This window comes from Streptomyces sp. NPDC040432, from assembly GCF_055595445.1.
The window spans coordinates 165,684-180,253 of the sequence record NZ_JBVIVP010000007.1 but is presented as its reverse complement, the minus strand read 5'-3'; the positions used below and the strand labels follow the sequence as shown (position 1 = coordinate 180,253).

The 14,570-nt window shown below is 68.0% G+C and carries 12 protein-coding genes, 1 tRNA gene and 1 pseudogene; 9 read left to right on the top strand and 5 right to left on the bottom strand.

Annotation, left to right across the window (positions count from 1 at the left end; all coding sequences use genetic code 11):
• Window positions 1-19: 19 nt before the first annotated feature.
• Window positions 20-652, top strand: a complete 633-nt coding sequence (locus ACZ58N_RS18110) for a maleylpyruvate isomerase family mycothiol-dependent enzyme (protein ID WP_471160503.1) — start codon at window positions 20-22, stop codon at window positions 650-652.
• A gap of 118 nt (window positions 653-770) precedes the next feature.
• On the opposite strand, the gene ACZ58N_RS18105 is transcribed toward ACZ58N_RS18110, so the two are convergent.
• The gene (locus tag ACZ58N_RS18105) at window positions 771-1,136 is read right to left on the bottom strand and encodes a MerR family transcriptional regulator (protein WP_471160501.1); all 366 of its coding nucleotides are present in this window, start codon (window positions 1,134-1,136) and stop codon (window positions 771-773) included.
• Window positions 1,137-1,957: 821 nt separating this feature from the next.
• On the opposite strand from ACZ58N_RS18105, the gene ACZ58N_RS18100 reads away from it, so the two are divergent.
• From ACZ58N_RS18100 to ACZ58N_RS18085, 4 genes are all read left to right on the top strand, one after another.
• On the top strand, window positions 1,958-2,317 hold the full coding sequence (locus ACZ58N_RS18100; protein WP_471160498.1) for a hypothetical protein: 360 nt from the start codon (window positions 1,958-1,960) through the stop codon (window positions 2,315-2,317).
• An 805-nt stretch (window positions 2,318-3,122) separates the two neighbouring features.
• The gene (locus ACZ58N_RS18095) at window positions 3,123-3,284 is read left to right on the top strand and encodes a hypothetical protein (protein WP_471160495.1); all 162 of its coding nucleotides are present in this window, start codon (window positions 3,123-3,125) and stop codon (window positions 3,282-3,284) included.
• A gap of 859 nt (window positions 3,285-4,143) precedes the next feature.
• Window positions 4,144-5,073 carry a hypothetical protein gene (locus tag ACZ58N_RS18090; RefSeq protein ID WP_471160492.1) on the top strand — a complete coding sequence of 310 codons (930 nt, stop codon included), beginning with the start codon at window positions 4,144-4,146 and terminating at the stop codon, window positions 5,071-5,073.
• A gap of 20 nt (window positions 5,074-5,093) precedes the next feature.
• Window positions 5,094-5,561 (top strand): helix-turn-helix transcriptional regulator, encoded by a 468-nt coding sequence (locus tag ACZ58N_RS18085; protein WP_471160490.1) that lies wholly within the window; start codon window positions 5,094-5,096, stop codon window positions 5,559-5,561.
• 532 nt (window positions 5,562-6,093) lie between these two features.
• Here the strand turns inward: ACZ58N_RS18085 and ACZ58N_RS18080 are convergent.
• Window positions 6,094-6,639, bottom strand: a complete 546-nt coding sequence (locus ACZ58N_RS18080) for a hypothetical protein (protein WP_471160487.1) — start codon at window positions 6,637-6,639, stop codon at window positions 6,094-6,096.
• Between the two features lie 124 nt (window positions 6,640-6,763).
• On the opposite strand from ACZ58N_RS18080, the gene ACZ58N_RS18075 reads away from it, so the two are divergent.
• Complete coding sequence (locus ACZ58N_RS18075; protein ID WP_471160484.1) at window positions 6,764-7,534, top strand: transposase; 771 nt, start codon at window positions 6,764-6,766, stop codon at window positions 7,532-7,534.
• A gap of 113 nt (window positions 7,535-7,647) precedes the next feature.
• Here ACZ58N_RS18075 and ACZ58N_RS18070 read toward each other — a convergent pair.
• A tRNA-Gly gene (locus tag ACZ58N_RS18070) sits at window positions 7,648-7,718 on the bottom strand.
• A gap of 476 nt (window positions 7,719-8,194) precedes the next feature.
• On the opposite strand from ACZ58N_RS18070, the gene dcd reads away from it, so the two are divergent.
• Window positions 8,195-8,782, top strand: a complete 588-nt coding sequence (gene dcd / locus ACZ58N_RS18065; RefSeq protein ID WP_281208126.1) for a dCTP deaminase — start codon at window positions 8,195-8,197, stop codon at window positions 8,780-8,782.
• Window positions 8,779-9,279: a phosphoribosyltransferase gene (locus ACZ58N_RS18060; protein ID WP_281208127.1), complete on the top strand. Its 501-nt coding sequence runs from the start codon at window positions 8,779-8,781 to the stop codon at window positions 9,277-9,279. The genes dcd and ACZ58N_RS18060 overlap by 4 nt, the downstream gene beginning before the upstream one ends.
• 77 nt (window positions 9,280-9,356) lie before the next feature.
• Here ACZ58N_RS18060 and ACZ58N_RS18055 read toward each other — a convergent pair whose 3' ends face one another.
• Entirely contained in the window at window positions 9,357-10,277 is a 921-nt protein-coding gene (locus tag ACZ58N_RS18055; RefSeq protein WP_471160481.1) for a Yip1 family protein, read from the bottom strand.
• 233 nt (window positions 10,278-10,510) lie between these two features.
• Here ACZ58N_RS18055 and ACZ58N_RS18050 point away from each other — a divergent pair, with 233 nt between their 5' ends.
• Entirely contained in the window at window positions 10,511-11,512 is a 1,002-nt protein-coding gene (locus ACZ58N_RS18050; RefSeq protein WP_471160478.1) for a hypothetical protein, read from the top strand.
• Between the two features lie 787 nt (window positions 11,513-12,299).
• On the opposite strand, the pseudogene ACZ58N_RS18045 reads toward ACZ58N_RS18050, so the two are convergent.
• A pseudogene (locus ACZ58N_RS18045) lies at window positions 12,300-14,522 on the bottom strand ((Fe-S)-binding protein); the annotation flags it as partial.
• Between the last annotated feature and the right edge of the window lie 48 nt (window positions 14,523-14,570).

The following is a 14,570-nucleotide window of genomic DNA, read 5'->3' as shown; positions in this document are numbered from 1 at the left end:
CCGCGGTCACCCTGGACGCATGGCGGACACCACGGAACTCGCAGCGGTCATCGCAGCCGAACGCCGGGAGCCGGCAGACCTGTTGGACGATCTACCGGCCGAGAGCTGGAACGCTCCGAGCCTGTGTGCGGGATGGCGGGTGCGTGAGGTCGCGGCCCACATGACGACGGGGTTCCGGTACTCCCTCGTGAAGACGGCGCGGGAACTCGTCAGGGCGGGCGGACGCCTCCACCGGATGACCGACGCGTGCGCACGCCGGGACGCCGCCGCGTACCCGCCCCGCCAACTCGCCGCGTTCCAGCGGGACAACGCGGACCATCCGTGGACCCCACCGGTCGGCGGCCCGCCGATGGCGCTGGCCCACGACGTCGTGCACGGCCTGGACATCACGGTCGCGCTCGGCCTCGACCGCCGGGTGCCCGAGGACCGCCTGCGCGTCCTGCTCGACCGCGTCGACGCCCGAACGCTCAAGTTCTTCCGCCCCGGCCTCGACGGCATCGAGCTGCGCGCCACGGACCTCGACTGGTCCTTCGGCGCCGGCGCCCCTCTCCACGGCACCGCTCAGGACCTCCTCCTCGTCGCCCACGGCCGCAAACTCCCCCCGGGCCGGCTCCCGGAATCCCCCTCGGGCACCCGCTTCACCCGCCCCTGAACCACTCGGAGCATGGCCGTCCCTCCTCGCGCCCCGGCCTTCGGACGCCAAGCAGGAGCGGCGCCGGCCGAGTTCGGGTGCGAGTTCGGGTTCGGGTCGGAGGAAGTCAGTGCTCACCTCAGGCCGGGGCCGAGGCCGGGGCCGAGGTGGACGGGTCGGACGGGTCGGACGATGCGGCGGCGCGGCGGTATTCGGCGTTGATGCGTTGCGCCTCTTCGAGCTGGTCCTCAAGGATGACGATCCGGCAGGCCGCCTCGATGGGGGTGCCCTGGTCGACGAGTTCGCGGGCGCGCGCCGCGATGCGCAGCTGGTAGCGGGAGTAGCGGCGGTGGCCGCCCTCCGAGCGGAGCGGGGTGATCAGCCGGGCCTCCCCGATGGCGCGGAGGAAGCCCTGGGTGGTGCCGAGCATGTCTGCGGCCCGGCCCATGGTGTAGGCGGGGTAATCGTCGTCGTCGAGACGGCCGAACGAGGCGTCTGCTGTCACTGAACCTCTTCCATGGAACGCGTGGAGGGGCCCTGGTGCCAATGGCACCAGGGCCCCGAAGGAACTACTACACCATCTGCCGGCCCTGGTCCTGCGCCGGCCTTCTGTGTCCGCCGACCCGACCGGGATGCTGTCGGGAACGCGGGGATCGCGGTTGCTTGACCGGAGACCACCTCACTGTCGATGTCCTGCGGTACCCGGGCTCGGACATCCGCCCGGGCGATCCAGATGGTGCTCGGCCCCTCCGTTCTTCCCTCGGTGATCAACTGTTTCCGTGCTGCACTGCGACTGCTCCGGCTCCGTGTGCCGGCGCCGAACCTCCCGATGCGCGCGTCCGCAGCCGACGCCTTCACCGGGACGCTGCTCACTGCGTCTCTGCCGGGTACTGCTCACGGCGGCCCCTGATCACTGCGGGCCCCCCGGTGCGGTCGTCAGCCCCGTCGCCGTCCTGCAACAACCCTGGCTTCGGAACTCCACCACCGCACCGTGATGCGTACTTCAACTTCCTTGCTGCTCCCGGCAGTTCGTCTCTGCCGGACCGTTCTGTTCCTCTGGGCTACGAGAGAAACCATAGTCACGCCACCACCCAATGTCTACTCCGGCCGGGACAGATTTTTGCGCCTGCTGGGGCGAGGTAGCTTTTTCTGCTCGGTTCAGAATGTGGAGTCCGGTCGTCGCCGCAGGTCAGCGGCACGGGGAGGCCCGTCCCCGTCGCGCCGGTCGGGCGTTCCGTGCGCGCCCACCCCTGACCCGTACGGCGGTACCGGGTGAATCCGGCCGGCACACGCCGACAGCACGACCGGCGCATAAAATGGGCTTCCATGTCGAAGCCTGACGAACTGCTCGTGGACGTGGCCACCCTGGTGGAGTCCGGGCAGAGCAATCAGATGTCCCTGACCGTGGTCACCGGTGGTGCCGTCATCACCGGTCGCCTGGCGCCCGAAGCCGTGTGGAGGCAGCGGGTGTCGGAGGTCCTGACGGACTCCGCCCACCTGGGCGGGTTCGCCGCCATCTTCACCGCCACGACACCCCGGGAGGGGCCACCCACCCATCTGCACTTCCACGTGGCCCGCATCCTCCAGGGCACCGTGGGGATCCCGGAGACGGGCGGGATGTACCGCGTCTCGATCGCGGACGTCACCGCCTGGACCATGGGCGACTTCAGCTACTCCAACCACTGACCCGCCCTGCACGCAGGGGTCCCTCGGCTCCACGGGAGGGCCCGACCGGCACGCGCCGGCCGGGCCCGGACCCGATCGGTGCCCGCTGAGGTACTTCCAGAACCTCAGCTGGGGCGGCGCGGCATGGCGGCCATCCCGGACGGCGTCCGCGAGGAGGACGTGACGGAGACCTCCGTCCGCACCCTCGGGACCGTGCGGCCGGCGCTCGTATCGGGCGTGATGTTCCAGTGCCTCGGCGGCCCCTCCGGCGTGCCACGGGCGCCGAGGTACTCGAAGGCATTCAGGCCCTGGCGAGGGTCGCGCGCCCACCCCGTCGCGGTGGGTATCGGCCCGGGACCCAATTCGACCCGGGGCGAGGCCACTTGTGTTGCGGGAAATGGCACGTGGCCCCGAGGCATCCGGGCAACACAAAAGCCCCAGGTCGCTGACCTGGGGCTTTGTCGTGGAGCGGATGACGGGAATCGAACCCGCGCTATAAGCTTGGGAATCTATGGTGTGAAGCTCAGTTGTATGGTCTCTGACCTGCGGGAACAGCCCGTGGAGTGGGCGGTTGTGAGAGTTCGCGTGTACCGGTGTTGACCGCTGTTCGCCGTCCTGTAGGGCACGGATGAGGCACGCGTTTAGAGGCCTGTCGGGCTGAAATGCTTCCCCGCTCGGTGAATAGCTTGTGAGAGACCTCGCATGCAGCCAGTGGTGGTGAGGACTCTGCTGTCACGCTCTCGGAAGCCGCGACCATGAACGCTGAGGTACCGGACATGTGGCGGGAACGGCACCCGTTCGTTGCTCCGCTGGTGGAGCTGTGGGCATGCTGTTCAACCTGTCGGAGCAAGTATGGGACACATGGTCGGTGCTCGGTGGGCAGATGGTGTTTGTGCCCAGCTTGGGGGATGGTCTTCCACCAGCGGTGAATGCCGATCTGGATGTCTTGGTCGACGTGCAGTGTGACCAGCAGGGCTTGGCCGTTTGACTGCGTCGCTGAAGCGACTCGGATTCTGTCGTGCCGGCATGCCGCCGCAGGCCGACCTGCTGCACCACTATCGGCGCGGCACGGGAGCAGCAGCGCTTGCTTGCAGATCTGCTGGCGCCGATGTCCTGCGTTCCTGTAGACCCCACCCGGGCGCTGCTCGGCGGCACCTAGAGATTCCAGGTGGCCGACAGACTGCACAGAGGACCGAGGCTCTGGCGTTTTTGCCTCGGTTGTCTGTCAGTCCGCTGCAACCCAGAAACCGGCTGGACAGGGGTGACCGTAGAAGCTCGCCTTCGCGCGAGCTCTGTGCGATCCGCAGCATGCCGCTTGGCGTCAACTACCCGACGATGGTGTGCCGGTAGATGGCTTGGCCACGTACGGGTTCCTGTATCTGCCCACGGTGTGGTGTGGAGCCTTCCGGCCTGCAAGCGGTTCGGGGGCCCTGGGCAGATATAGACGACAAACCAGCCTAGGTTGTTGGACCTGGAAGGGACTCGACGCGGCCAGTAGGGCGGCACCTGGATCGTCGAGCACGCTGCGCAGGGGGTCCTGCAACGAGGGCGGCGCGGCTGGTCGATGCAGGTGGGAGGTGGCCCGTCCTGGTGTCAGTATCTCGTCGGAGGGGGCTGCGGTTCGAGCTGGAGGGCATCGTCACATTGAGGGTCTTGGGCGACGACCATGCGAGCGGCGGCCACTCTTGGTCCAAGAGTCTTCACGGTCGGTGGTGGCGGCCAGTCGGGTGAGTGCCGCGCGGTTCGTGCACGCTTGAGGGTGACCGAAGGATGAACCGGTCGCTCTCCATGGCGTATTCAGAGAGTGCGAATCAGCTGAAACCCCGTCGTGAAGAAGGAGAGCGACCGTGAACACAACCCTGCCACTCCCGGGTCTGAGTAGCCCAATCGAGAATCGCCAGCGCGTAGAGAAGGCCGGAGTAGGGCATGCGTTGGAGACGCCCGTCACGGTCCGCCGGGCGGTGATGTCGTTGGAGGAAGTGTCCGAGCGGCTCGCTCGTACTGAGGTGATGGGATGCAACCCCAGGCCTCTGAGCCAGCGACACATGGTGCGCCTAGCAGAGGACATGTCTGCCGGACGATGGGGAATGGACAGTGCGGAGACAGTCAGTCTGTGCTCGCATGGCTGCTTCATCAACGGGAAGCATCGCGCAAATGCGGCGCTTCGGGCCCGAGTGCCGCTGGTGTGCTGGTTGGCGGAGAACGTTCCGCATGAAGAGTTCGTCCACATGGACGCTCACCGGCAGCGAAGCTTCGCAGACCTGGCCGTGATGTCTGGGGTCGAGAAGAACGCGACTGGGATCGCGTCCGCCATCCGTCTGATCGGTTTCTACGACCATCGTCGTGACATCCCGTGGTCGATGTGGAGGGGGAGTAACCATGTGCCCCGAGCCACGTTCGTGGAGTGGACGCACGACTACAAGGAGTGCTCCGGCTACTCGTCTTCGGCCAATCGTCTCCGTCAGGGTGCCGGGCTGACTTGGTCAGCCGGCATCGCCAGCTCGTACTTGCTCTATCGCCAAGTTGAGCAGCATGCAGCAGTGGATGCGTTCTTCAACGCCCTTATTACTGGGGCGATCTCGAAGGAGAGTGATGCTCGTCTCCTACTGCGCAACGCACTCTTGCGCGCCAAGGGGTCCGGCCGCGGCAACGAGCAGCTGGCCATGACCGTGACGGCGTGGAACATGTGGGCCACCGGTCGCGGCAAGTCTGTTCTTCTGCCACCCACCAAGCCTGTTCCGGACATTAACCAGTACGCCTTGCAGCGGGCTGTGTAGCACGGGGAGGGAGACGAATCATGGCGCCAACCCTCAAGGGCTTCTCGCCCCGGAGGCTGCGGGAACTGCGGGAAGGACAATCGTGCGGCCTGTCGTCCCGGCAGCTTGCGATCCGAGCAGGCTTCCCAGCCCCGTACGCAGATGTGAGGAAGTGGGAACAGGGCGTGTCCTCGCCGTCGCTCAAGCGTCTGCACATGTTGGCTGACTTCTTCGGGTGCAGTCCGAGGAACTTCTTTGATGTCCAACGAGGGGAGGAAGAACTCGTTCACCTACGGGCTTGGGCCGGGCTTTCAAGCGGGGAGGTAGCGGATGCAATCGGTGTCTCCTACACGGCCTACCGCAGGCTTGAGCTGGGCGAGCCTCTGGATCGTTCGATCGTCGGGTCGCGAGAATGGAAAAGGCTTGCTCGGGTGCTAGGGGTGGCCGAGGAAGAGGCGCGGGCTGCCTGGCGGTGTTCGTCACTGCTTAGGAACCGCAGCCGCATGTAACTCGCTGAGGTGGAGAGGGCCCCAGGTCGGCGACCAGGGGCCCTTATCGGGGATCCTGCGGGACTGCCCCTTGCGGCCGTCCCGCAGGTCTAGACAATGAAGAAGCCCCAGGTCGCTGACCTGGGGCTTTCGTATGGAGCGGATGACGGGAATCGAACCCGCGTCATAATCTTGGGAATCACCCGGCGCGAGGCGGCGACTGCGCTCCTGACCTGCGGGAACATCTGTGAAGGGCTCCGTCGGTGGGCGGGGGCGAACCGGCGGTGTCCGCTGTTGACCGCCCCTACTGACACGTTGTGGCACGGAGTGCTGTCGGCGGTCCAGCGCGGTCAGTGATGGCCGTGCCCGGCCATGGGCAGCCGGCGCGGGGTGGTGGCTCTGGCCTGGCGGATGGGCGGCCCCTCCAGTCCCGCAGTCACCGTCTTCCTGGACCTGCTGCGGGCGACGCTCACTCCCAACCCAACACGCGGCTAGGGCGGTTGTGGCACGCCATGGCATGCGGGCGTGGAGAGGTCTAAAGGCTGTCCCGTAACTACTGATCGGGGTGGCCACCTCTGATCGGTGTGGTCAGGTCTGGTTCTCCCAGGTCGGCGCGGTTGATCCGTCCCCGGCCTCGGACAATGCCTTCTGCGGCGAGTCGCTTCCGAAGCCGGCGGGGTGCGAGTGCCTCTTCGAAGCCCTCAACGAGGCCCCGGCCGGTATCGGCGAACTCGTAGCGGACCGCATACGTTCTTCCCACGTGCTGCCATTCGCAGCGGACCAGGGGACGCGCAAGGACCGCCTCAAACCAAGCAGCCGTCCGTTCTGCCAGCTCTGTCGGGTTTCCGGCAGCTGTGAAGGTGAACTCAGTCGCGTCCTCGGGCAGCGAGAAGTGCTGATTGTGAAGCTTGTCTGCGTGGATGTCAGATCCGTTGAAGTGGGCGCCCACCGTCAGGATCCCCTGGTTGCGTTGCGGATCGACGATGTCCAACCAGACGATCAGCTCGCGGCCGGAGGTGCTTGCCGGAGGTACCACGACTGTGTCGAGTGGGTCGACCCGCCAGGAGCTCGCACGTTCGGCGAGGACGTCTACGAACACGCGTTGCGCGACGCTCAGGTCGTCTTCGTCGTACTCGAACCAGGGAACTTATTCCATGACCGCACTCTATGGCCGGTCCAAGAGCTGTCCAGGAACCGCTGGTCGCGGATGAGATGATCTTGTTGTGGCTGGTGTGATCACGGCGTCGGAGTCGTCCTGGATAGTCCCGTTCACCGGGCCGAGCCCACGCTGTTTCGGGAAGCTGGTGACGGTGCTGCGGCGCGAGGGTGCGGATGCGGTCCGCAAGGGCCGGCCGTGGAGCCTTCCGCTGGAGGACCGGGCCCTGCTGGTCGCGGCGTGCTGGCGTACGAACTTGACGATGCGGCAGCTTGCACCGCTGTTCGGGGTGTCGAAGTCGGCGGCGGACCGGATCATCGACCACCTCGGGCCGATGCTCGCGCTCCAGCCCCGCAAGCGGTTCGCCAAGGACACCGTGCTGATCGTGGACGGCACCCTGGTGCCAACGCGCGACCACGAGATCGCCGCACAGTCGAAGAACTACAGGTACTCCACCAACCACCAGGTCGTCATCGACGCCGACACCCGCCTGGTCGTCGTGGTCGGCCGGCCACTCGCCGGGAACCGCAACGACTGCAAGGCCTGGGAGGAATCCGGCGCCAAAGCCGCCGTCGGCCGGACCATGACGATCGCCGACGGCGGCTACCGGGGCACCGGCCTCGTGATCCCGCACCGACGCGAGCGAGGCCAGGCCGAACTCCCGGCCTGGAAGGAAGAACACAACCGCTCCCACAAGCAAGTCCGAGCCCGCGTCGAGCACGTCTTCGCCCGCATGAAGACCTGGAAGATCCTCCGCGACTGCCGCCTCAAAGGCGACGGAGTCCACCACGCCATGCCCGGCATCGCACGCATGCACAATCTTGCCCTCGCCGGATAGGCGAGCAGCCCACACCACGGGGAACCACGTCCGAAGCGTCTCGGAGATCATTTACGGGACAGCCCTTAGACAAAAACGAAGGCCCAGGTCTGTGACCTGGGCCTTCATTAAAGAGCGGATGACGGGAATCGAACCCGCGCTATAAGCTTGGGAAGCTCATGTTCTACCATTAAACTACATCCGCAATATGGACCAGTTGCCTGGATCCGTACCGTTGCACACTGTACCTCATGATCGACCCGCGGTGAATTCCCCCGCGTGGGCGGCGTCGCGTCGCCGGTGACATCGGGGCGCAGGGATGCGGGAGTTGGGGCGTAGCCTAGGGCGCGGTGCGGCGGCGGGAGTGGCGGCTGGAGCGCGTCCCGAACATCCCCTAATGTGGCGATTCATCGCAGTACGGCTCGTTGGGGAAAGGGACTCGATGGATCACACCGTCGTCCGTTGTGCCGAAGGGCACGTTTTCAGTACCGCTTCGTTCCCGCTCCAGCACCTCGGTGCCGGGCGGATCGGGCCCGGGCGGCTGCTGAGGTGCCCGCGGTGCGCGCGGCTGAGGCATGCCGTGCCCGTGGGCGGCGCCAAGCGCTGACCGGGGAGTCCGGGTGGGCGCGCGGGCCGGCTCTCGATTGGGGGTGGCCCGGGCGCTCTGCGTATCCTCGGGACGTGCTTCTCTCCGACAAAGACATCCGGGCCGAGATCGACAGCGGACGGGTTCGCATTGACCCCTTCGACGAGTCGATGGTGCAGCCCTCCAGCATCGATGTGCGTCTCGACCGGTTCTTCCGGGTCTTCGAGAACCACCGTTACGCCCACATCGACCCCGCCGTCGAGCAGCCGGACCTGACCCGCATGGTCGAGCCGGAGGGGGACGAGGCGTTCATCCTCCACCCGGGCGAGTTCGTGCTCGCGTCGACGTACGAGGTCATTTCGCTGCCCGAGGACATCGCCTCCCGGTTGGAGGGCAAGTCCAGCCTCGGCCGGCTGGGTCTGGTGACGCATTCGACCGCCGGGTTCATCGACCCCGGGTTCTCGGGTCACGTCACCCTCGAACTGTCGAACCTCGCCACCCTGCCGATCAAGTTGTGGCCGGGCATGAAGATCGGGCAGCTCTGCCTGTTCCGTCTCAGCTCGCCGGCGGAGTTCCCGTACGGCAGCGAGCGGTACGGGTCCCGGTACCAGGGGCAGCGCGGGCCGACCGCCTCGCGGTCCTTCCAGAACTTCCACCGCACCCAGGTGAGGCACGAGGCATGACTGACGGAGTACGCGAGAACCTCGACTACGAGGGCTTCGGACGCGCCGTGCGCGAGCTCGCGCAGACCATCGCCGACGACGGCTACGAGCCCGACATCATCCTGAGCATCGCCCGTGGCGGGGTCTTCGTCGCGGGTGGGCTGGCGTACGCGCTCGACTGCAAGAACATCCACCTCGTGAACGTGGAGTTCTACACGGGCGTCGGCACCACGCTGGAGATGCCGGTCATGCTGGCTCCGGTGCCCGAGGCGATCGACTTCACGAACAAGAAGGTCCTGATCGCCGACGACGTCGCCGACACCGGCAAGACGCTCAAGCTGGTCCACGACTTCTGCCTCGGGCACGTCGCCGAGGTCCGGTCGGCCGTGATCTACGAGAAGTCCCACTCCCTCGTGAAGTGCGAGTACGTGTGGAAGAAGACCGACGAGTGGATCAACTTCCCCTGGTCGGTCGAACCGCCCGTGGTCAAGCGCGAGGGCCAGGTCCTCGACGCCTGAGACCCGACGCACCCACGAAGGGGCCCGCCGCGCGGTATGCGCGGCGGGCCCCTTCGTGCGTACGGCTCAGGGCGCGGTCAGAGCGTGCCCAGCTTGATGATCGACAGCAGGGCGACCAGCTGGATGGCGGAGGCGCCGAGCGCCTTCGGCCACGGCAGGTCGTGCGACTTGCTGATCAGCGACGTGAAGAGCGCGCCGGCCGCGAGCCAGGTGATCCACCCCAGCACCTGGACGAACATGTTGTCGCCGCCCAGGAACACCGCGACCAGCAGGCGCGGGGCGTCCGTGATCGTCATGACCAGCATCGACAGTCCGACCGTCGGCTGCCAGGCCCCGTCGCCGCCCAGCTGGCGCGCCAGCGTGTGGGTGACCGCGCCCAGGATGAGGCCGCAGATGACGAACGCCAGCCCCGTGGTGAGGACGATCGGGATCGCCTGGGTGAGGGTCGCCTTGATGGCGTCCTCGCGGGCCTTGTCGAAGCCGAAGACGGCCAGCATTCCGTAGAGGAACGTCACGACCACCGCCGGACCCCAGACCGAGTGGTCGCGCATCTGGTGGAAGGTCGGCCCCGGCCGCATCACGATGCCGCGCAGGAGCTCCTTCCAGTGCAACCGGGGCCCCACGGGCGCGGCCGCCGCCGAACCCGCCTGGTAGGTCGGGCCCTGGTTGTACGGGTCCTCGCCGAACACGAAGGCCTGGGTGTGTCCCGGGTTGTTCGCGTACGAGGGCTCGTGCGGCGCCGCGTACGGGGCCTGCGGCTGCTGCTGCTGGCCGTACGGGTCGAAGTACTCGGGCTCGCCGTGGTGCCCCCCGGCGGCTCCCTGCTGGGGCCACTGCTGTTGCGGGGGTGGACCGGCGGGAGGGTAGGGCTGCTGACCGTACGGTGCCTGCGGCGCTTGGCGCTGCTGCTGACCGTACGGCTGCTGCCGCGGGGGTTGCGGGGGTTGTTGCGGGGTGCGGTTGTTGTCCCGGCCGCGTCCGATCCTGAATCCAGCCACGTGATCGAAAGTACCTGCTCGGCGGGCCGTCGGTGGCCGGGCCGCCGGAACACGCGGCCTTTGCGGCTGAGCTGTGACATCCCCTAGGGGACACCCGGGTGGGGGTTTTACCCGTCTGCGCGCCAGTCTGCGGGGGTTCGTTACGTTCCCGACGGAATGCCTACGTATCGGGCCCGTAGCTTCGTCGGAGTCGTCGCCACGGAGTCACGAACGAGCAGGAAAGAGCCCGCACCATGCGCAGCACCCGCCGCAGCACCCTTCGTACCGCCGCCGTCCTCACGGGAGCCGCCGCCGTGCTGGCGCTTCCCGTCGGATCCGCCTTCGCGGACTCCCCGACGGCTCCGCAGCCCGAGGTGCTGCCCGGGATCGAGCAGCCGGCCGTGGACCCGTCGGTGGTTCCGACCGTCCCGCCGACGACGCCGACGGCCCCGCCCGTCGCGAAGCCGACCGCGCCGCCGGTGAAGGCGCGCGGCTACGTCACCACGGTGAGGCTGGCCGACGGTTCCGTCGCGAAGGTCTACCAGGTCGGTGACCACCGCTTCGAGGCCGACATATTCGCCGGTGACCGCAAGGTGGGCACCCTGGTCAGCGCCGACGGCCGGTCGACGAACGCCACGCACAACGGCCTCCACGTCACCCTGTACGGGAACGGGACGGTGACGTCGTGGGTCGAGGGCGGCAAGCCGGTCGCTAAGCCGGTCGAGAAGCCGAAGCCGAAGCCGAAGCCGGACGTCAGGAAGGAGACCCGGGTCCGCGTCACCCTGCCCGACGGGCGGATCGCGAAGCTCGTCGACGGGCACCGCGGCAAGCGCGTCGAGCTCTCCATGCCGAACGGGCTCCCGCCGGTGACGATCGACCTGAAGCGCCCGAACGCGCTGCAGGACGGCTGGATGTACAAGCTGGTCCAGGACGACGGCGGGCGATTCAAGTTCGTCGCCATCGACGGCAGGAGCGGCGGCGACAGCTGGGTCTACGACTTCACCACCGGCAAGCTGATCGAGACGTACAAGGCGGAGAAGGCGAAGCCGGCCCCCGCCCCGGCCCCGGTCCTGCCGGTGAAGCCCGCCGGAACGACGCAGTCCGAGCGGATCGTGCCCAAGGGCGCCGTGCGGGCGGGTGCGGAAGGGGTCGCCCACAAGGGCGACACCCCCGCGCTGGTGGCCGCCGGCGGCGGTATGGCCGCGATGGGCGCGGCCGGCCTGGGCTTCGCGATGCTGCGCCGCGGCCGCGGCTGACCCACCCGGTCCCGCCCGCCCCATCCCCCCGTCAACGAGAACAGGAACGGCCGGCCCCCGATGGGGACCGGCCGTTCCTGCGTACTGCGCCTGCGCTGCCGCGCGCAGTGGGGCGGGGCTACTTGCCGCCCTTGGCCCCGGCCTCGTCCTTGGCGTCGTCGCCCTTGGCGTCGTCCGCCTCGACTTCGGCCTCGGAGACCTTGGCGTCGTCCGTCTTGGCTTCGGCCTCGGCTTCCTTGGCCTCGTCGGCCTTGGCTTCCGGCGCAGCGTCCGCCTCGGCGGCGGGCTCGGCGGCGGGCTCGTCCTCGGCCTTCGCCTCGGCCGTGGCCTCCGCGTCGGCGGTCGGTACGTCGTCGGCCTTTGCCTCGGCTTCCGCCTCGGCCTCCGTCGCGGTCTTGACCTCCGCCTCGGTAGCGGTCGGGGCCGCGATCTCGGAGTCGGCCTTCGCCGCGTCCTCGGCCTTCGCCTCGGCGGCCGGAGCCGCCGAGGCGGGCGCGGGCGCGGTCGGGGAGTCGGCCTCGGCCTCGTCCTCGGCGGCGGGAACCGCCTCGGCCGACTCGGTCTCCGTCTCGGACTTCGCCTCCGTGACAACCGCAGCCGCAGCCGCCGCCGCAGCCTCGGCCTTCGCGTCCTCAGCGGCCTTCGCCTTCGCCGCTGCTGCGGCTTCCGCGGCGGCCTTCGCCTTCGCCGCAGCCTCCGCCTCGGCCTTCTCGGCGGCGGCAGCCTCCGCGGCAGCCGCAGCCGCCGCTTCCTCCGCCTCCTGCGCGGCCAGCGCCTCGGCGAGTTCCTCCGCCGTCGGCTCCGGGGCCTTCACCGATTCCAGCAGCAGCTGCGCCACGTCGACGACCTGCACGGACTCCTTGGCCTGGCCGTCGTTCTTCTTGCCGTTGACCGAGTCGGTCAGCATGACCAGGCAGAACGGGCAGGCGGTGGAGACGATGTCCGGGTTCAGGGACAGGGCCTCGTCGACGCGCTCGTTGTTGATGCGCTTGCCGATCCGCTCCTCCATCCACATCCGCGCGCCACCCGCGCCGCAGCAGAAGCCCCGCTCCTTGTGGCGGTGCATCTCCTGCTGCCGCAGGCCCGGCACCGACGACATGATCTCGCGCGGCGGCGTGTAGACCTTGTTGTGGCGGCCCAGGTAGCAGGGGTCGTGGTAGGTGACCAGTCCGTCGACCGGGGTCACCGGCAGCAGCCGGCCCTCGTCGATGAGGTGCTGGAGCAGTTGCGTGTGGTGGATGACCTCGTACTCGCCGCCGAGCTGCGGGTACTCGTTCGCGATGGTGTTGAAGCAGTGCGGGCAGGTCGAGACGATCCGCTTCGCCGACTTCGGCTTCTTCGTCGCCGGGTCGTCGTCGTCCTCGCCGAACGCCATGTTCAGCATCGCGACGTTCTCCTGGCCGAGCTGCTGGAACAGCGGCTCGTTGCCCAGGCGGCGGGGGGAGTCACCGGTGCACTTCTCGTCGCCGCCCATGATCGCGAACTTGACGCCCGCGATGTTCAGGAGCTCCGCGAAGGCCTTCGTGGTCTTCTTGGCCCGGTCCTCCAGCGCGCCCGCGCAGCCGACCCAGTACAGGTAGTCGAACTCGGAGAGGTCCTCCGCGTCCTTCCCGATGATCGGGACCTCGAAGTCGACCTCCTTCGTCCACTCGACGCGCTGCTTCTTGGCCAGGCCCCAGGGGTTGCCCTTCTTCTCCAGGTTCTTGAGCATCGTGCCCGCCTCGGACGGGAACGCGCTCTCGATCATCACCTGGTAGCGGCGCATGTCGACGATGTGGTCGATGTGCTCGATGTCGACGGGGCACTGCTCGACGCACGCGCCGCAGGTCGTGCAGGACCACAGCACGTCCGGGTCGATGACGCCGTTCTCCTCGGCGGTGCCGATCAGCGGGCGCTCGGCCTCCGCGAGGGCGGCGGCCGGGACGTCCTTCAGCTGCTCGGCGGTCGCCTTCTCGTTGCCCTCCATGTCCTTGCCGCCGCCGGCGAGGAGGTACGGGGCCTTGGCGTGCGCGTGGTCGCGCAGCGACATGATCAGGAGCTTCGGGGACAGCGGCTTGCCGGTGTTCCAGGCGGGGCACTGCGACTGGCAGCGACCGCACTCGGTGCAGGTGGAGAAGTCGAGGATGCCCTTCCAGGAGAACTGCTCGACCTGGGAGACGCCGAACGAGTCGTCCTCGCCCGGGTCCTCGAAGTCGATCTCCTTGCCGCCGCTGGTCATCGGCTGGAGCGCGCCCAGCGCGACGGCGCCGTCGGCGTTCCGCTTGAACCAGATGTTCGGGAAGCCGAGGAAGCGGTGCCAGGCGACACCCATGTTGGTGTTGAGCGAGACGACGATCATCCAGATCAGCGAGGTGCCGATCTTGATCATCGCGGTGAAGTAGATGGCGTTCTGGAGCGCGCCGAGCGAGAGCCCCTTGAAGGCCAGCACCAGCGGGTACGAGACGAAGTACGCCGGGTCGTACGAGTCCACGTGGTGGATGGCGCCCTCAAGGCCGCGCAGCGCGAGGATCGCGAGGCCGATCGTGAGAATGATGTACTCGACGAAGTACGCCTGCCAGGCCTTCGAGCCGGCGAAGCGCGACTTGCGACCGGCCCGCGAGGGCAGGCTGAGCAGCCGGATCGCGATCAGCACGAGGATGCCGACGACGGTCATGAGGCCGATGAACTCGATGTACATCTCGAACGGCAGGAAGCCGCCGATGATCGGCAGTGTCCAGTCGGCCTGGAAGAGCTGACCGTACGCCTGGGCGAGGGTCGGCGGCAGGGTCAGGAAGCCGATCGCGACGAACCAGTGCGCGAAGCCGACGATGCCCCAGCGGTTCATGCGGCTGTGGCCGAGGAACTCCCTGACCAGGGTGAGCGTTCGATCCTTCGGGCGGTCCGTGCGGCTGCCCGCCGGCACGGGCTGGCCGAGCTTCACGAAGCGGTAGATCTGCGCCACGGCTCGGGCGAGCAGCGCGACGCCGACCACGGTCAGAACCAGCGACACGATGATCGCGGCGAGTTGCATGGGAGGGCTCCTCGGGCGGGACTTACTAAGCGGTAACTTATTGAGTCA

Coding starts and splice junctions, on each gene's coding strand:
- ACZ58N_RS18110 (WP_471160503.1), top strand. CDS start 20: ATGGCGGACACCACGGAACTCGCAGCGGTCATCGCAGCCGAACGCCGG.
- ACZ58N_RS18100 (WP_471160498.1), top strand. CDS start 1,958: ATGTCGAAGCCTGACGAACTGCTCGTGGACGTGGCCACCCTGGTGGAG.
- ACZ58N_RS18095 (WP_471160495.1), top strand. CDS start 3,123: ATGCTGTTCAACCTGTCGGAGCAAGTATGGGACACATGGTCGGTGCTC.
- ACZ58N_RS18085 (WP_471160490.1), top strand. CDS start 5,094: ATGGCGCCAACCCTCAAGGGCTTCTCGCCCCGGAGGCTGCGGGAACTG.
- ACZ58N_RS18060 (WP_281208127.1), top strand. CDS start 8,779: ATGACTGACGGAGTACGCGAGAACCTCGACTACGAGGGCTTCGGACGC.
- ACZ58N_RS18050 (WP_471160478.1), top strand. CDS start 10,511: ATGCGCAGCACCCGCCGCAGCACCCTTCGTACCGCCGCCGTCCTCACG.